The 18,736-nt window shown below is 44.1% G+C and carries 15 protein-coding genes and 1 other annotated feature (1 of these 16 only partly in view); of the genes, 11 read left to right on the top strand and 4 right to left on the bottom strand.

What is annotated here, in order from left to right:
* The first annotated feature begins 21 nt into the window (after positions 1 to 21).
* The 5 genes from C8268_RS09525 to C8268_RS09545 are packed head-to-tail and all read left to right on the top strand — an operon-like array spanning position 22 to position 5,387.
* A complete protein-coding gene (locus C8268_RS09525; RefSeq protein WP_234032725.1) occupies positions 22 to 2,394 on the top strand; it encodes a xanthine dehydrogenase family protein molybdopterin-binding subunit in 2,373 nt (790 codons plus the stop codon).
* Positions 2,381 to 3,214, top strand: a complete 834-nt coding sequence (locus tag C8268_RS09530; protein ID WP_106767444.1) for an FAD binding domain-containing protein — start codon at positions 2,381 to 2,383, stop codon at positions 3,212 to 3,214. The genes C8268_RS09525 and C8268_RS09530 overlap by 14 nt, the downstream gene beginning before the upstream one ends.
* A gap of 3 nt (positions 3,215 to 3,217) precedes the next feature.
* Entirely contained in the window at positions 3,218 to 3,697 is a 480-nt protein-coding gene (locus tag C8268_RS09535; RefSeq protein ID WP_106767445.1) for a (2Fe-2S)-binding protein, read from the top strand.
* Between the two features lie 24 nt (positions 3,698 to 3,721).
* Positions 3,722 to 4,765, top strand: coding sequence for an XdhC family protein (locus C8268_RS09540; protein WP_106767446.1), 1,044 nt, complete (start codon positions 3,722 to 3,724; stop codon positions 4,763 to 4,765).
* Positions 4,758 to 5,387 (top strand): NTP transferase domain-containing protein, encoded by a 630-nt coding sequence (locus C8268_RS09545; RefSeq protein WP_106767447.1) that lies wholly within the window; start codon positions 4,758 to 4,760, stop codon positions 5,385 to 5,387. The genes C8268_RS09540 and C8268_RS09545 overlap by 8 nt, the downstream gene beginning before the upstream one ends.
* Here C8268_RS09545 and C8268_RS09550 read toward each other — a convergent pair.
* Entirely contained in the window at positions 5,372 to 6,382 is a 1,011-nt protein-coding gene (locus C8268_RS09550; RefSeq protein WP_106767448.1) for an FUSC family protein, read from the bottom strand. The genes C8268_RS09545 and C8268_RS09550 overlap by 16 nt on opposite strands.
* Positions 6,383 to 6,621: 239 nt before the next feature.
* Here C8268_RS09550 and C8268_RS09555 point away from each other — a divergent pair, with 239 nt between their 5' ends.
* From C8268_RS09555 to C8268_RS09570, 4 genes are all read left to right on the top strand, one after another.
* Positions 6,622 to 7,299, top strand: a complete 678-nt coding sequence (locus C8268_RS09555; RefSeq protein ID WP_106767449.1) for a protein kinase family protein — start codon at positions 6,622 to 6,624, stop codon at positions 7,297 to 7,299.
* A gap of 426 nt (positions 7,300 to 7,725) precedes the next feature.
* Entirely contained in the window at positions 7,726 to 8,751 is a 1,026-nt protein-coding gene (locus C8268_RS09560) for an ROK family protein (RefSeq protein ID WP_106767450.1), read from the top strand.
* Between the two features lie 17 nt (positions 8,752 to 8,768).
* Positions 8,769 to 9,983 carry an MFS transporter gene (locus C8268_RS09565; protein WP_106767451.1) on the top strand — a complete coding sequence of 405 codons (1,215 nt, stop codon included), beginning with the start codon at positions 8,769 to 8,771 and terminating at the stop codon, positions 9,981 to 9,983.
* Between the two features lie 406 nt (positions 9,984 to 10,389).
* Complete coding sequence (locus C8268_RS09570; protein ID WP_199794832.1) at positions 10,390 to 12,771, top strand: polyprenyl synthetase family protein; 2,382 nt, start codon at positions 10,390 to 10,392, stop codon at positions 12,769 to 12,771.
* Between the two features lie 111 nt (positions 12,772 to 12,882).
* On the opposite strand, the gene C8268_RS09575 is transcribed toward C8268_RS09570, so the two are convergent.
* Both C8268_RS09575 and C8268_RS09580 read right to left on the bottom strand, forming a co-directional pair.
* On the bottom strand, positions 12,883 to 14,193 hold the full coding sequence (locus C8268_RS09575; RefSeq protein WP_106767453.1) for an acetamidase/formamidase family protein: 1,311 nt from the start codon (positions 14,191 to 14,193) through the stop codon (positions 12,883 to 12,885).
* A 139-nt stretch (positions 14,194 to 14,332) separates the two neighbouring features.
* Positions 14,333 to 15,097 carry a S1C family serine protease gene (locus tag C8268_RS09580; RefSeq protein WP_234032727.1) on the bottom strand — a complete coding sequence of 255 codons (765 nt, stop codon included), beginning with the start codon at positions 15,095 to 15,097 and terminating at the stop codon, positions 14,333 to 14,335.
* Between the two features lie 251 nt (positions 15,098 to 15,348).
* On the opposite strand from C8268_RS09580, the gene C8268_RS09585 reads away from it, so the two are divergent.
* Positions 15,349 to 16,703 (top strand): IS3 family transposase gene (locus tag C8268_RS09585; protein ID WP_106765786.1). Its coding sequence is split into 2 segments (ribosomal slippage): positions 15,349 to 15,802 and positions 15,802 to 16,703, totalling 1,356 coding nucleotides; the frame shifts between segments, so codons are not numbered across the junction.
* Between the two features lie 58 nt (positions 16,704 to 16,761).
* Here C8268_RS09585 and C8268_RS09590 read toward each other — a convergent pair.
* Positions 16,762 to 17,904 carry a serine hydrolase domain-containing protein gene (locus C8268_RS09590; protein WP_234032729.1) on the bottom strand — a complete coding sequence of 381 codons (1,143 nt, stop codon included), beginning with the start codon at positions 17,902 to 17,904 and terminating at the stop codon, positions 16,762 to 16,764.
* A gap of 161 nt (positions 17,905 to 18,065) precedes the next feature.
* Between C8268_RS09590 and C8268_RS09595 the strand changes: the two genes are divergently transcribed.
* Positions 18,066 to 18,521 carry a hypothetical protein gene (locus C8268_RS09595; RefSeq protein ID WP_106767456.1) on the top strand — a complete coding sequence of 152 codons (456 nt, stop codon included), beginning with the start codon at positions 18,066 to 18,068 and terminating at the stop codon, positions 18,519 to 18,521.
* Positions 18,522 to 18,628: 107 nt separating this feature from the next.
* Positions 18,629 to 18,736 (top strand) — a binding site (T-box leader); it runs 155 nt beyond the window's last position.

Consider the following 18,736-nt stretch of genomic DNA (forward strand, 5'->3'; position numbering starts at 1 on the left):
AGATAATATGGACAATAAATTTTGTATATACATAGAAATGAAGATAGAAGAAGGGAGGGAAGGTCCATCGAACGCTCGATTGGAACGAGTCTTCCCAGAAAAGAAACATGGGGAAAAGTAACCGGAGAAGCGCAGTATATATATGATTTCACAAGATCGGATCTTTTACATGCCAAAATAGCCGCCAGCCCCTATGCTCATGCCATCATAAAATCAATAAATTACTCAGAAGCGATAAAAATACCAGGTGTAAAGGCGGTCATTACGGGAAAAGATTGTCCGATACTGACCGGTTCTCCACTGGCAGACCGTCCGCCGATCGCCATCGATAAAGTAAGATATTATGGCGAACCTGTCGCCCTCGTTGTTGCCGAGCAGGAATATATTGCCGAGATGGCAGCTCTTCTAATTCAAGTGGATTATGAACAGTTGCCCGTGGTTCTTTCCGCAAGAGAAGCTATTCAAAGCAATGCGCCGCTCATTCATGAGCATCTTGCCGATTACAAACGGGATCAAGAGGTGTATCCAGAGCCAGGAACCAACATTGCCAATCGGACCAAAATACGTAAAGGCAATATGGAGGAAGGGTGGAGGAAATGCGATCATGTGATTGAAGTTCGGGTCACTTCACCTCAATCGGATCATGCTGCCATGGAAAGACGATGCTGTATAACAGAAATCTCACGGGATGGAATCGTAACCATTCATTCTGCTTCGCAATCACCCTATGAGATCCGTAGAGAAATCAGTGAAACCTTTCAAATTCCGCTGCACAAAGTGATCGTACATACACCGTTGGTTGGTGGTAGCTATGGCGGTAAAGCCGCAATTCAGCTGGAGTATCTTGGTTACATAGCTTCATCCGCAGTCGGTGGAAAGGCGGTGGCATTGATAAACCCAAGAGAACTGGATATGGTCTCTTCTCCGGTTCATATTGGGCTGGATGCCAGTATCAAGCTGGGCTGTACGAACGAGGGAAAATTAATGGCTGCTGAAATTGAATATTTGTATGATGGCGGAGCTTATTCCGATCGCGGTGCAATCATGAACCGTGCAGGCGCTATAGACAGCACAGGCCCTTATCGGATTGATCATGTTCAATGCGATTCATTATGTGTGTACACGAATCATCCTTACTCCACTTCATTTCGAGGCTTTGGACACCCGGAATATACGCTAGCTATAGAAAGAGCAATGGATAGGTTGGCAGAAAAAGCAGGAATGGACCCGCTAGAATTCCGTTTTCACAACGCCATTGGCCCGGGGGATACGACTCCGACACAAACGGTATTAAATAGAAGCAATGTAGGGAACTTACCTATGTGTATTGCCAGCTTGAAAGCATTAATCCACTGGGATGAACAGCCTATATGTCAACAAATCAGTGAGCACCTCATCAGAGCAAAAGGGGTAAGCTGTTTCTGGAAAAATTCGAACACGCCAACCAATGCCGGAGCGGGCGCAGTTATTCAATTCAACCCGGATGGAAGTGTCAATCTGCTGTGCGGTGCAGTCGAAATTGGCCAGGGGACAAGAACGACGCTGACGCAGCTGTTGGCAGAACGATTGGGCATGGATGAGCAAATGATACATATTTCGATGGATGTCCATACGCAATCCGATCCTTATTATTGGAAAACGGTAGCAAGCCGCAGTACCTTTCTGGTTGGCAACGCCATTTTGATTGCTGCTGATGATGCCATCGAACAGCTAAAGAACATTGCTTCCGTCGTTCTGCAATGTTCGCCATTGGAGCTAAAAGTCGGAGGAGGCAGAGTCTATTGTAAAAAGAACCCGAAAATCGGAATCAGGATCGAAAATATTGCCAACGGATATACATTTCCCAATGGAAATACGATTGGTAGTCAGGTCATCGGTCGTGGAAGCTATTCGATGCGGAATTTAACATCGCTGGACCCGGAAACGGGACAAGGAAATCCCGGTCCGGAGTGGACTTTAGGGGCACAAGCAGTCGAAATAGAGTTCAATACACGAGATTACACGTATAGGATCGTTAAAGCGGCAACGGTCATTGATGCAGGCAATGTAATCAATCCTGAGCTCGCCCGAGGCCAAATAACAGGTGCTATGAGTATGGGGTTAAGCTTTGCCAGTCGAGAAGCTTTTCTATTTGATGATCAAGGCATCATCTTGAATTCGCAATTTCGGACTTACAAATTACTTCGATATGGAGAGCAGCCGGAATACTGTGTTGAGTTCGTGGAGACCCCTCACTTGGAAGCTCCTTACGGACTACGTGGAATCGGCGAGCATGGTTTAATCGGCATGCCAGCGGCATTGGCCAACAGCCTGTCAAAAGCCGCCGGTGTAGAGCTTAACCACTTGCCTTTAACCCCCGAAATGATCTGGAGGACGATTCATGATCCCATTTGATTTTGAATACTACAGACCTGAATCCATTTCGATGGCTGTTGAATGGTTTCAATCATTGCAAGCACAAGGGAAGAATCCGATCTATTACGGCGGAGGAACCGAAATCATTACATTGGCTCGGAACCAATCCATCCAACCCGGAGCTGTTATAGATTTGAAATCGGTTCCTGAATGCAATCTGTTGGGATTTCAGAACGATAGGCTGGTGATCGGGGCTTGCGTCACATTATCGACGCTCACAGCAGTCAACCCTTTTCCGCTGCTTAGTGAAACGGCACAGGGAGTTGCCGACCAGACCGCCCGCAACAAAATAACGATGGGAGGAAATATTTTCAGTGAAATTCCTTATCGAGAAGCCGTACTCCCGCTATTGCTGTCCAACAGTCATATCGTTATCGCCGGAAAACAAGGTATACGAGAGATTTCGATTCATCATGTCTTTTCGGAGCAAAGGAGATTGGAAGCTGGAGAATTTCTTGTATGTGTTCTCATTGACCGAACGTATCTAACGTTACCTTATGTTCATTACAAAAAACGACAGATCGGTTTTGTCGGTTATCCGCTTGTAACTATAGCCGCACTCAAGAAAGACACACAAATTCATACGGCTTATAGTGGAGTTTGCCCGTTCCCGTTTCAGTCGGCTGAAATGGATCGGTTGTTGAACGATATTTCGTTGCCGCGTGCTCAAAGAGTTCATGAGGCGATTCTTCAGCTGCCTGCTCCCATTATGACAGATACGGAAGGATCAGCCTCTTATCGCAAATTTGTGCTTCAACAAACGATGTTGGACACGATACATGCACTGGAAAGCAGGTGAAGCATGTCATTTCATGATGCAGCGAACTATCCGGTTGAATTACAAGTCAATGGGGAGAAGCAGTTCATTCGAGTCCGAGCAGCGGATATCCTGCTGTATACACTTCGGGACAAACTTGGACTTACGGGATGCAAGCCCGGTTGTGATAACGGAGATTGCGGCGCCTGCACCATTTTATTAGACGGATTCCCGATGAAATCATGCCTGATGCTCACCGTCGAAGCTGCCGGAAAACAGCTGATAACGATTGAGGGTTTGAAGAACTCTTCCGTCCAGTATGCCTTTGCCCGGAATCAGGCGTTTCAGTGCGGATACTGCACTCCCGGATTTATTATGAACTGTCAGGGACTGTTGAATGCTGAGCCGGATGCAGGCCAAGAAACCATTCGGTTATGGCTGGAATCCAATATTTGCAGGTGCACATCCTATGAAGAAATCCATCAGGTCGTCATGGACGTCTTTAAGTTGAAAAACGAAGGGTGATCGGGGACTTGGGGGAGGTCGCATATGGAAGAAATCCATCGTATATTGGAAACCATTCAGCGTATCGATCAAAAAAGTGTGCTGGCGACCATTACTCACGTCGAAGGCAGAGCATATCGTAAAGAAGGAACCACCATGCTGTTTCTGGAAGATGGCTCACACATCGGGGTATTGAGCGCTGGTTGTTTAGAGACCCATCTTTCAGCCTGCGTGCCGGATATTTTAGCGGCGGAAAGCTCTCAAAGCTTTATCTTTGACATGTCATCGCCTGATCCTCTGTCCTTTGGTGAAGATTCAGGATGCGGCAGTGTTATTCATGTAACGATGGAAGCTGTTCACGATCGGTTGAAGAATCATTTGCTTACATTAAAAAAACATTTGGATCATCAAACGGAGGTGATCCATGTTAAAAGATTTGATGTGGATGGTTCTGTGTCCGATTATGCATTTCTGACTAAGGATCAGCTCCTGTTCGGGGAATGGGCAGGAGAATTTCCGCAAGCATTCAGAGACGGGACATTATCTGAGGAAGCAAGGAGAAGCGGGGTGAAGTTAGTCCCATCCATACAATCGGATGTATTTCTCCATACTTATTATCCTAAGCCTCGCCTGCTTCTGTTTGGTGCTGGTCCGGATGCGAGATCGCTTGCTTCTTTTGCCGCGGCTACTGGTTTTTCTGTTGTCGTCTCTGATTGGAGAGCTGCTCTTTGCAATCGGCGTTATTTCCCGGATGCAGATTCGATCCTTTTGGGGTTTCCAGAGGAAACGATCAACATGATTCATTTCACACCTTCCGATTATGCTGTCGTGATGACCCATCATTTTAAACGTGATCAAGAGCTCGTTCGTTTCCTCTCTAAACAACAGCTTTGTTATTTGGGAATTCTCGGCTCGAAGAATAGAACCGCTCGATTATTCCATGGCAAGCGGATTCCAAACGAAGTTTATTCTCCTGTAGGACTTGCCATTGGGGCTGAAGGGCCGGAGGAAATCGCAGTGAGCATTCTCGCTGAAATGATTTATATGTATCGAAAAAATAGAGCAGGGAGCCCTTCTTATCATGATTAGTCATAAGATCGTGGGCATCTATTTGGCAGCAGGTTTGAGCACTCGTATGGGTACGGATAAACTGAAGCTTACACTAGGCTCCATGAATTTGGGGAGTATTGCGCTGACTGCAGCTTTGCACTCCGATTTGGATTTTGTCTGTGTCATTGCAAATGATAATGTACCCGATTGGATCGATAGTACATTGTATCAAGAACCCTTTAACCGAAAATGGTCTGTAACCCTTTGCCACAAAGCATTGTACGGGCAAGCATACTCCTTGCGATGCGGTCTTGCGGCAGCGATGGCAATGAAAGCAACGGCTGTCATGATCCTGCTGGCAGACCAGCCCTTTATTTCAACCAAAATGATCAATGAACTGCTGCAATGCTATCAGACACATCGAATGAAGAGCAATATACATTTTGTGGCATCGAGATATGAACATTTGGCAAGGCCGCCAGTTGTTTTTGACAAGCAAATGTACCAAGAGCTTTTGCAGCTTCAGGATGATCAGGGGGCCCGTCATTTGATTCGTGAAGGCAAATCCGGGATCTGTATTGATTTTTTAAGTCCGAACTTGTTTCTGGATGTAGATACCGCCGAAGACTACAGAACTTTGCTTGATCAAATGGAATTTTGAAAATCTTCAATGACTTGTTCCGCATTCATATATAATGCCATAGGGTAGAGGTCATTTTTTGAATCTATCGGGGTTTGGAATTGTAAAGCTTGAACATGGGAAAGTGGGCTATAACCAGTGGAATCTTCCAGTTTCTTTTTCCAATTTTTTATCACGTCCGCCAGCGAGTATAGATGATCGGCCCACTCCTGTTGCTTTGCTTGGGCAAAGCTGCCGCTTTCGGACCATTGTTCAAGAACTCGCATCATATCGGTAAGGTTGGCATAACCCGATTGAAGAAGCTGCATATCCACAGCTAATTGTTTTAATGTCAGGCGTTGTTTACGCCCAAACGGACGGTAACGAAAACTTTGCTCCGCTTCTATCAGCTCCGTTGTCGCTTGATGAAGTTCCTGGAACAAGCTTTGTAATTGGGATAGCAAAATCTCAACTTCATTTGGGGGACAGCCGTTTTTCACCCAGTGCGCAGTGTCTATGAAATGATTGGATAAATGACCCGTAAAGCGGCTCATTTTACCCTTGGTTTTGTTTATGGAATCGGGCGGGAATATCAGGACATGAATCAGTAAGGCAACGAGTACACCGATCACGGTATCGCGTATGCGATCAAGGGGATAACTGGGCATTTTGCTTTGGAAAAACATAACCAATACAATACTCAGCGCCACTTGGACCATAAAAGAATGATCTAATCGGAGCCACATGATGATAAAAATTCCAATAAGAAGAAGGAGGCCCACACTCCAGCCGTTCACTTCCACATAAGGGATTATGGCAGTTGTGAGAATAACACCCGCCGTCGTTCCCAGGACACGCTTCCATGCAAATTGTACTGACATATGAACGGTTAATTGAACAGTTAAAATCACTGCCAGAGAGGCTAGATAAGGATGTTTGGAGCCAGCCCATTCCGCAATTTCCCATGCCAGTGCTGCTGCCAATGGGATCTTCCAAAAAACCGCTTTATATTTTACGAAATCCATAATTGTATTCATACCTTTAGCTCCATCTGTTATGGTCTGTTCATACTTGCTGTTTTGTTAACGAACAATATATCACACGTAGTATGTCAATCTAGATTTTGCTTTATGAATCCTGTATTTAAAATGAAACATTTAAAGCGCAGGCTTCAGCTGAAGCAGGAGAAAAAGTCTTGCCATGTTAATGTGGACAGGGACATGGGTAATTTTTAAGAATAACTATAAATTTCAGCAACAGCCAAATGAGGTGGCTCATGAATAATGAACGATGGAAGCAGGCTGAAACAGCTCTGTCTTGTGTGAAAGTATTGAAGCAAGGAGTAAACGACCCGGTAATGATTGAAGGTGGTTCGGATGAACTGCATTGTATCGGCATTGGAACCGATGCGGCTGTATTTGTCTATGAGCCTATGCCGGCTTATGCCTACAAACTGTATGCAGAGGACGCTTTGCATAAAAAAGAAGCGGAGATTACAGTCTATCGTCAATTGGCGGGCAATCCTTATTTTCCGATGTTTTATGGGGCTGGAGATTTGTATGTAGTGATCAGCCGTGAACGAGGGATAACGCTATACGATTGTTTACTATACGGGGTTCCTGTTCCTAGACAGGTGATCGATGACGTTGAAGTTGCACGAGCCTTCGTAAGGGAAAAGGGGCTTAACCCGCGAGATATTCATTTGAAAAATGTTCTTCTGCAAGATGGCCGGGGTAAAGTGTTGGATGTTTCTGAATATATACAGCCCGGAAACGACATGAGATGGGAGCATCTTGTGTGGGCGTATGATAACGTTTATCCGTTATTGGAGGGAAGAAAGATACCTGCTTGGGTCATGGAGGCTGTGAAAAATGGATACTATCGTTTGGATTCATCCAACATGAACCTGCCGGAATTTGCTAGTCGAATTAAACGGCTGTTTTTAAAAAAATAGATATCCCGATGAGATGATCTATCATATAAATAAATATGAAAAGATATGAATGGATAATAATGGCTTACCAAAACTTACTTGATGTTTTTCTTGTTCTAAGGCGTTAAAATAACTTATGAGAGGACAAGGTATTCGTAACCTTTTCTTCTCCTCCTTATGGCCAGTTAACGGAACGGGTAACGTTCTGGCCACGCAGAAAGGACCAATGCGGTACTGCCGCTTTGGTCCTTTTGTGCTTTTTTAAACGAAAACGATATTGACAATAATACATAAGTTAGATACAGTAAACGAGTTAATAAAACACTTAATAAAAGTGTTTTATTAAGTGTTAATTTCACCTGGGAATCACTTCACATTTCTCGAAAATACTTTTCATTATTCACACAAAATGACGACGTCGTTACTTCTAAAATGGGGGGCCTAACGATGAAACGAATTGGCGGCAATGCTATGGTGATGAAAGAAGTGAATATCAATCTTGTCCGAAAGATAATGAAATCAAAAGGCGAAGCAACCAAGCAGCAGATTGCGAAAGAAACAGGCCTTAGTGCAGTTACAGTAGGAACTATATTGCAACAATTACTGCAAACATCCGAAGTGAAGGAAGCAGAGCTCTGCTCTTCAAGTGGAGGCCGGCCGGCTCAGCGTTTTAAATATAACGGTGATTATGCATATGCACTGATTCTCTTTCCATATGAAGCCGCAGGTCAGATCATCATTCGCAGTACGGTTGTTAATCTTTTCGGTAATCGTGTTTTTGAGCAAACGGATGAGGTAGATGATATTGATGTAGCATGTTTCGAGCAAATTATCGATTCTCTAATCGTTTCTTATCCAGCAATTCGTGCTATTGGCTTTGGATTGCCAGGCGCAGAGTGGCAAGGAGAAATTATTGTTTCCGACTATAAAGCTTTAATTGGCGTTTCCATTCTGGATGATTTCAGGAAGCGTTATGGAATCCCTGTCATTATGGAAAATGATGTAAATGCTGCAGTCGTTGGATATTGTGAACGGAAGCAGATCCAATCGGATGGAGCTATCGTTTATTTGTATTTCCCAGATCGATTTCCGCCAGGGGCAGGTATTCTCATTAACGGAAAGTTGTTTAAAGGAACGAGAAACTTTGCAGGTGAAATTGCGAATATCCCTTTGGGCATCCCATGGGATGAAGTAAAAAGTACGACTATTCCTGAGCAGATTGAAGAAGCTGTCGTCAAGCTGGTCATTTCAATCTGTGCTGTTTTGAATCCGGATTATATCATTTTAAACGGGAGCTTTATGGAACAGGAAAGTGGAAGAAAAGTAGCAGAACAGTGTAAGCAAAAATTACCGGCAAGTGCGGTACCCGAGATCATCATTTCAGAGGATTTTACAGCTGATTACTTGGAAGGAATGATCGCACAGACGTTAGCTACGTTGGAACCGGACATCGTATTATCGAAAGTTAAATAATTGAGGAGACAGGGAAAATGGCAACATTATTTTTGATCATTATATACTTATCGTTTATCAGCTTGGGGTTGCCTGATTCATTACTTGGAGCAGCTTGGCCTGTAATGCAAGCGGATTATGGAGCACCGTTTGGCGCTGCGGGCGTCTTATCGATTATCATTGCAGGCGGGACGATTGTATCAAGCTTGGCCAGCGGTATGATGCTGAAACGACTCGGAACAGGGAAAGTAACACTAATTAGCTGCTTGATGACAGCAACCGCATTGCTCGGATTTTATTTTGCCCCTTCTATAGGTTGGTTAGTGGTATTGGCATTACCGCTCGGGCTAGGTGGGGGATCGGTTGACGCGGCATTGAATCATTATGTAGCCACACACTATAAAGCCCATCATATGAGCTGGCTTCATTGCTTCTGGGGTGTAGGAGCTACACTTGGGCCGATTATTATGTCCGGGTTTATTCGTGAAAATGATTTATGGCGAGACGGCTATTTAACCGTTGCCCTTATACAATTCGCTTTAGTTGTTGTGCTGTTTATTACGCTCCCACTATGGAAGCGGATGGAGAAAACTCATCGTCATGCTGCTGAATCTGGTCAGGAAACAGACCTTCATCGTAATTCCGATAAGCCTGCAAAGCGGACGATGAAGATCAAGGGTGTCAAACTGACTTTAATGACATTTCTATTTTATTGCGGTGCTGAAGCAACCGTTGGATTATGGAGCAGCAGCTTCCTAGTCAACACGAAAGGGTTGTCGGCAGCGATGGCAGCACAGTGGGTGTCTATGTATTACGGCGGCATTACCGTTGGTCGGTTCATCACCGGTTTTGTGACCTTTAAGCTAAGCAATCGTGTTCTTGTTCGCAGCGGATTGTTCATTTCTCTAATCGGAGTGTTTCTTATGATCCTGCCGCTGCCAACTATAATGTCTCTGATCGGGCTTATGCTCATTGGTCTTGGCTTCGCCCCTGTATACCCGTGTTTGCTGCATGAAACGCCTAACCGATTTGGCAAGGAGCAAACCCAGAAGCTTATGGGCTATCAGATGGCTGTTGCTTATACAGGCACAACACTGCTTCCTCCGATGCTCGGTTGGATCGCTTCCCAGACAACAATTGCGATTTTACCTTCTTTCGTTGCGGTGTATGTGATCATGATGTTGTTCGGTTCTGAAAGTGTCAACCGAATCATGAAGCTGCGATCGGTACGAGAGGAAACAGTCTCTAGTTAATGGATAATAGAAACGCCAGTCATTCACTATTCTGATGTGGATGTATGGCGTTTTTTGTTATTGAAACCATGATATAATTTGGTGAAAATATGTGAAGGATGAATGAACATGTGATATTCAGATGCACTATGTATTATTTGATGAACCCGTGTTAAAGAAGATGGTTACTTCAAAGCTTCGCGCTTCAGGACTGGACGACGAGGCAGCCTCGGATATAGGGATGCCACATGTTTCAGCGACCTAACATTTCGTAACCTCCCAAGACTTCTTCACGTATATAGATATAAACATGATCTGATGAAATGGTTTTTAAGCCATTCAAATCCGTTTTACGTCCATGGAGAAACCTCCTTCTCTCTTATGGCTTCATGTTTAACAATAATAGACTGTTGAGGTAATCCAACGTATGAATGAACAATTTACAGATTATGCCGAATCATCGTATCGGCTGGCTGAACAGAAGGCAGCTTCATATTTTGAAGCCCTTCAAGTTCAGCTAAATGACAAGACTTATATACCTGCTCTGACAGAAGACATTCAACTGTGGAAAAAGAAGCATATTCGGCATATGTCGTGGTTATCTTTCTATTCACGGATAAAGAGTAAACCGGATTCCCGGGATTATTATAGATATATCGATTGGCTGAATGTTACAGGTAAGTTGGACGATTATTTGGATCGAAGTGTTTCTTATATGTACATGAGGGATCTGGGTAAATCATTAGACTCCTCCGATACTCAGATCAGGATTCAACGCTTCGTTGCCAAGCTCAAAAAACATTTGATTGATTCCGGCAAAACTAGAAGGGAAGACCCGCCTGAGTACATGAGCTTAACCGGCTTTTACCGATGGGCTCAGAAGGAAGGAATCGAAACGGCCGCGATCTGGGTAATCGACAAGTTGAAAAACGTAGCTTCCCATATTCCGGAAGGGATGAATGCAGAGCAAGCGCAGCGTAAACTGATTAAAATCATCATTGGTGTGATTTTGCATGTGATGGAAGAGATGGATGATAAGGTACCGCCTGAGGAGCGTTCCAAGCGACTTGATGAAGCGATCAGGCTCGGTTACTCTTACGGTTTGACTTATCCGTTTATTGACGACCTTCTCGATTCAGGGGTCCTAAACGATGAAGAGAAAGAACAGTATTCACGCATGATACGTACTGCCATTGTAAGTCGATTTGTACCGGAATTAGGGGAATGGGAAAGACATCATATAGATTTGATCCGTTATGTCCATTCGGAGCTTCGAGAAGCTTTTGAGTACATTAAAAAATATCAGCGCCCGGAAATGCAGCAAACGTTTTTCGAGCAGTCTTATGTATTTTTTCAGTCCCAGCATTTGGATCGGATTAAGGACCTTTCAAACGCAAACTACACCAATGAAGAACTCTTTCTACCTATCATTTTAAAATCCTCATCTTCTCGCTTGATAGTACGCTCTGTCATTAGTGCCCCCGAGGATGAAGGCTTTGAGGATCGAACCTTTTTTTATGGTATCTATAATCAGCTTGCGGATGACTTTGCGGATATGTTTGACGATATGGAGGACGGAGCCGTCACACCTTACACCTATTATCTGAAGTATCGAAAACAGCGTCCGGATCTGATAAATCCGTTTGAGTTGTATTGGACGGTAATCTTCCATTTGATCCATAACGTGTATCACTCTGATGCCAAAACCCGCGAAGTGATACTAAATCGGGCGATCAATGGCTTGAAGCGGTGCAAGGCACGGGTAGGTACAGAAAAATACAATGAAATAATGGGCGTTTTTGCCTCTGGGAATCCTGAATTCAATCGTCTCGTACAGCAAATGGTTCGAAAAGCTGATGATGTCGATTTCTTTGATAAGCTGCTAAGGGACCAGATGGTGAACAATCTGAAAACTGATCGGGAGGAACAGGAGTATTTTTTCAATACGCTAAAAACCGTTCGCGATCAGATCAACGACCAATTGCCAATTTCTCAAGATGACGGGCCTCCTATGAAAGAGTCTTTAATCGATGCCGCCAACTACAGCCTAAAAGGAGATGGAAAGAGACTTCGCCCTGTCATAACCTGGGTCATGGGTGTAGAAGAATATGGTCTTCAATCTTCGGCCATTGTGCCGCTTCTCAGATCATTGGAATATATGCACACCGCTTCGCTGATCTTTGATGATCTGCCTTCGCAGGATAATGCTGATACCCGTCGAGGAATACCGACCCTGCATCAAGTCCATAGCAGTTCCACTGCGGAATTAACGGGCTTGTACCTGATTCAGAAAGCGATTGAGGAACAAGCATCTCTAAGTGGGTTTGATGCGAAAAACGTACTTGCCTTGATGCAGTATTCGTCCCGAAAAGCAGGGGAAATGTGCATGGGACAGGCGATGGATTTACAGTACAAAGGAACATCGCTCACATTGGAGCAATTGAATACGATATGTTTCTACAAAACGGGGATTGCATTTGAAGCATGTCTTGTGATGCCTGCTATACTTGCTGAGGTTGAGGCTGTAGAGATTGAAGCATTGAAAAAGTATGCCTATCATGCGGGCATTGCATTTCAGATAAAAGACGATTTGCTTGATTCGGAAGGGGATCTGCTCTTGCTTGGCAAACCGACACACCAGGATGTAGAGAACAACACCTCCACATTTGTTACGGTTCTTGGTCAAGAAGGGGCCAGAAAAGAGATGTGGGAGCACTACTGCCTTGGGATGGAGACGCTAAAAGAGATACCTCGAAATGTTCCCTTCCTAAAGCATTTATTGAATTATATCGTTAACCGTGAATCGTAAGCGGGCGTTGTATTTGAAAGAAGACGGCTCAAGGGCCGTCTTCTTCATTATGTTTACGGCGTTAAACGCCTTCTATCCCTTCTGGAAAAAAGCCTGAGCTTAACCAGCCTTTTACGATTCCAACTGATAATGCTTCAGCACCACATCTGCCAATCCTGCTTTCTCTAGGAGAGGAACAGGTGCCAAGAAGGTTACAGTCACAACGCCCGGGTCCCGGCCAATATCGATCGAACCGTTTATTGTCGCCCGGTTCATCACTTCCGGTACGGAAATCCCAAGTACGTTTGCTGCCCGTTGCAGACCGCTCACGGTCGCCTCGTTGAGGGTAGCGCCTGTACCGATGAAGGAAATCGGTGCGGTATCCTCGATATGATCGAGCCCCCAGCTTCGGGCTGCTTGCAGCGCTCGTTCTTTCTCTTCACGGGTAAATGGTTTTGCCAGATATGGGAGATCTTCTTCCACAGGCAGCAGGACTGGACCATCCAGCTTCAACCCTTTGATGACGCGGACCTGTAGTGTTACAATTCCGGCGACATCTGCGGTATGCCCTGCAATTTCTCCATTTCCTTGCATGGCATGCATATCGCCCAAGTACACTCCGCCTCCCGGAACTTTGACCGGACAGATCAAGGTTGCATGTTCACGCACCCGGTTGATGTCCATATGTCCGTCTGTGCGTTCCTCCAACTGCTCCTTGGTTACGGCATAATCATGAGGCGCTTCAAGCAGGAAGGAACCGAAATCACCGGCGTTATGTGAGTCGGGAAAAGGGCGAGACGGTGTTGTTCCCAGTTGCCCCAGGAACGGTCTAACTCTAGCAACTGCACCGACGATGTCATGTGGAGCGAATGTAACGATCGGATTTTGACTGGAACCGCCGGGGATCGCCATGAATCGGTGACCATCCTCCGCTATTTGTTTTGCCGCTTTCTGATGCAGGGTAACTCCTAACTGATGATGCGAGTCAAAGCCCATTGTATAACCATTTGTGAACACAAACGGTGTTACATCGGAGCCGCATGTAGTGCAGCGAACCGATTCCGGCCCGATTCCTTCAATCCGCGTTTCCGGATACATGGTTCCGCAAGTATTGCATTTTGCCGCAACGAATGGGTCACCGACGAACCGGCCTTCCATCGTTTTGTCATTCCCTGAAGCGGTTGCAATCGAAGTCACACGAATCGATTTGATATGAACGGCGATTGCGTCACCGACCTCTGCACCTTCAACAAATACTGGCTTGGTTACTTCATGACCTCCGCGAAGCTTGGGCGTAATCATCGGTCCCCAACAACCAGGTGCGGTATTGGCAATAATATGCCCGCCATCACGAACAGGACCTAGCATAGGCTCGTTTGGATCTAAAATGCCATTCGTATAAGTGTCAACATAAACGGTTTCCTTTGCTTGCGCTGTGCTCATTCATCGTCTCTCCTTATTCTTAGATGATCGTATGACTTGTGCGGTGTCTAATTACTAGTATAGTCCATATTGATCTCTGTATCCAAAATAGGTAGCAGGTGGATGCTTGGAAGAATAGGCATCGGATATTTTACCCGCTTCAATTTAAATATTTCTCTAAATAATCAATTGGAATAGCAAGCCCGACCGTAGTCGATTGGTCCTGCTGAGCTATAGTTGTTGTAGCATACACAACGGCGATGACATGTCCATTGGTGTTGATCACTGGGCTGCCACTGTTCCCGCTATGTATTGGGGCCTTTATCATCAGCATGGGAAGCTCGCGACTCTCTGATGGAGTCATACCTATTACGGTACCTTCAGTGGCAATTCGATAAAATGCTAATGGATTTCCTATAACATGAATAGGATCGCCTGCTTGATACGTGTTCTCCGTTTCCAATTGCAGCGTAGGCAAGTTGGTTTCATGGTCTCGAATCTTAAGTATTGCAATATCGATTTCACTGTCATGGACGATAACATCGGCCAAATATGATTCTCCATGGAGAAATTGGACTATGCCAGCCTTGTCATCAGCCATTACATGCTGATTCGTAATAATAAGGCCGCTTGGGTCGATATTAAAGCCGGTGCCTTTGCGATCGCCGACACTGACATTGACTACGGCTTGTTTATATTGCTGAATCCGTTCTTCTTGTGATAATTGGGAATCCTTCTTCAAAAACCGGAGCGACGGAAGGTTGTAAACCTGCGGTATAAAGGCAATCAGATTTCCAAAAAGCAAGATGACGAGCATAATAATGATTGTTTTCTTGACCCACGTTCTTTTTGGAGGAGTATGAAGCTCATCCTCTTCATTATCTTCGTCTAGATTCCAAAATTGTTCATCCTGTTCATGAAGCAAATCATCCGGCTTCTCTAGTGGATCTGTCGATGCTTTTTGATCATTTAACTCCTCGTTACGGATCGTCAGTACCTCCCTGCTATGAGAAAATAAACATTACAGATTCAAGATGATTATAACAAACCTTGGCAGGCTGTAGTCGAAAACAGGTACATGATGTTTGTAAAAAAACAAAACAAGCCGAAGTCGTTGAGACTGAACTGCACCCCAATTGTTAGACACACTCTAACAGTTGGGGGTGCAGTTTTTTTATGACTAAATTTACGAAAGATAGTAAATTGGCGATAATTCAAGGGTATGACCCTGATCTTATATCGCAGACGGAATACGCAAATCAAATGGGCGTTACTAAGTCCCAATTCCAATATTGGTTGAAGCTCTATGAGATGCATGGTCAGTCAGCCTTTATTAACGGCTATACAAATTATCCGGCAAGCTTTAAACTGGACGTACTCAATCATATGGCTCAATCAGACGCTTCTCTCATGGATACCGCTGCTCTGTTCAACCTTCCGGACTTCTCCATGTTGTATTCCTGGCAGAAAAAGATGGAGACAGGCGGTCTAGAAGCCCTTGAGCCAAAAAAGAAGGGGCGTCCATCCATGAAGAAAGATTCCAATTCGTCTATCAAACGATCCGTAGTTGAAGGGTCTGACGAAGCACTTAAAGAACGTATCAAGCAGCTTGAAATGGAAAATGAGTATCTAAAAAAGTTGAATGCCTTAGTTCGAAACAAGGAAAAATCACCAAACAAGACAAAGCACAAGTCGTCTGGGAACTGAGGCATAAATATCCGGTGATGGCACTCGTACAGCTGGCTGGTATCCCGCGCAGCACCTATTACAACCTTATAGCACGTATAAATCAACCAGATTTGAATACCGATTTGGAAGCTGAAATTCAGTCAATTTACGCGGAACATGAGGGGCGTTACGGATATCGCCGTATTCGTGATGAACTGGTAACCCGTGGATGGAAAGTAAACCATAAGAAGGTTCAGCGGCTCATGAAAAAGCTAGGCATTAAATGCCTAGTCCGCATGAAAAAGTATAAGTCGTATAAAGGGACAGTGGGCAAGATTGCACCGAATCATCTGGACCGCCAGTTCACGGCGGAGGCGCCAAATGAGAAATGGGTGACGGACATCACGGAGTTTAAGTTGTTTGGAGAAAAGCTGTATCTATCACCCATTTTGGACTTATTCAACGGGGAGATTATCACCTATACCATTGGTTCACGACCAACATATTCTCTGGTATCTGAAATGCTGGATGCAGGACTGAAGCGTCTGCCGGAAGAGCACCATCTTCTTCTTCATTCAGATCAAGGATGGCATTACCAAATGAAGCCGTATCGCCATGCGCTTAAGTCGAGAGGCATTCTCCAGAGCATGTCACGAAAAGGGAATTGTTACGATAATGCCGTCATAGAGAATTTCTTCGGTATTCTCAAGTCGGAGTTTCTGTACTGTAAAGAGTTTGAAAATGTGGAACATTTCAAGAAAGAACTGAAAAAATATATTGAATACTACAATACTAAACGGTTGAAGGCAAAATTCAAAATGAGTCCGGTACAGTACCGAACTCATTTTGAGAAAGCTGCCTGATGAAATAACCGTGTCTAACTTTTGGGGGTCACTTCAGACTTGCGGCTTGTTGATTTCTTTATTTCAAATGATCGATGATCGCGCGGTAAGCGATAACCGCCTCGTAATCATGAACATTAAATATCGTCGGATCTACTCCGGTTTTGACGATGACTGTACGTTCCTTCTGATTCACATAGATATGCTGGCCATAAATGCCGCGTGCCATAAATTCAGAGCCGTTGCTATTTTGCGGAACCCACCATTGATATTGGTATCCGAAGAAATCATCCGCTGCCTCTGGCAGCAAATCTGCCCGGCCGTCAAGCGTGACGGATTCTTTTACCCATTTTTCAGATATAACCTGACGTCCGTTCCAATCTCCGTTATGTAAATAGAGTCTTCCAAATTTGGCGTAATCTCGGAGCGTTGAATTAATGAACGTAAATGCAATCTCATTGCCGTGCAGATCGGTGTTCCAATACGCATCGTATTCCATACCAAGCGGCTGCCAAATTTTTTCTTCCAAATAAGCGGCGGCATTCATACCGGTTGTTCTTGCAATTAACATGCATAGAATCTGAGTATCTACGCTTTTATACTCAAATTTTCCGGGTGGCTGCAATCTTGTCAGCTTTTGTACATATTCGGTTATAGGCACAGCTTTTTCACTAAATACATCAATCAAAAATGTGTGAATTTCAGCATCCTTATCACTGTAATCTTCATTAAAGCGAACGCCCGAAGACATCTGCAAAATATCTTTCACACTTGCTCCGTCATAACCGCTGCCGATCAGCTCCGGCAAATAGGATGTAACCGGGTCATGGACATCGTTCATAGCCCCTTCATCAAACGCAATGCCGATTAGAGCGGAGACGATTGATTTGGCTACAGACATTGACATCGCGGTCGACTGCTCTTGGTATCCGTTGAAATATTGCTCGGTCATAATCGTATCGTCTTTAATGACCAAAAACCCGGTGGCAAGAACCTTCTGCAAATAATCTGCGACTGTGCTGATTAGGCCATTATGCTCATAATGGATTTCATTCAGCGGTTGTTCGTTTTTCTTAAAAACAAATTTATGTTCCGGCGCTTTAATATCATGTTTGGGCATGATTTTGTTCATATTTCTGAAGCTCCATGCAATATGCTCTTCATCTAGCATCGTTGCCAGCTTGGTTAAATCATACTGTTTGTCTGCCGTGTTCAAATTCATCAAGACCTCCAATTGCCATATTTATGTTATATATTCTACTATTGTACCTTACTATGAAAAGGATACAAAATCGATAGAAGAGTCTTGATGTTTTACCAATTTCATCGTAAATTGGAATACGTGCGATCTGGATTCGAAAATCAATGGGAGGGATGTAGAGCATGAGTAACCGGTCATGGAAGATTTTTATTACGGCAGTCGTTTTGATTGTTCTGAGTGCCTTCGTGTACGATAAGGCCCAATCCCGAACGTCATTTCAGGAGCTCGTTCTTGATCATTTGAATGAACCAGATGAAATTAAGTCGATCCATTTATATAAGGAAGATGATGAAGAGAGACAACCAGGAATTGAAATTACGGACTCTGATGAGATCAATGAAATCATGAAAGTTTTTTCGGGTGCAAAATTAAAAGTGATTGAACAAAGATTTCTATTCGAGGACAGCTATAAAATGTATATTTATACTAAGAGTGGTCCTTCGTTTTATGTAGTCTTTAACGATCAGAAGCTCATGAGAATCGATAACAGTGAGACCATGCATAAGAAATACAATCGAGAATATGAGGTTACAAACGATTTTGATATTACGAAAGTTACTGATTTATTCAATGAATGAACGAAAGTCGACTCGAAGTAACGGGGTATTTATGTGCGCTTTAAAGCATAATTATAAAAAATATAAATAAAGGTTACCCCTGAAGTGATTTTTATATTATAATCGTATCAAATGCGATGAAGAGAAGAGTAAATAAACGAATTCTTTCACAGAGAGCTCCGGTAGTTGAGAAGGAGTAAAGGATTGCTTATTGAAAAAAGACTCTGAGCAGCACG

The sequence above is a fragment of the Paenibacillus faecalis genome, assembly GCF_900289175.1.
Lineage (GTDB): Bacteria > Bacillota > Bacilli > Paenibacillales > Paenibacillaceae > Paenibacillus_AQ > Paenibacillus_AQ faecalis.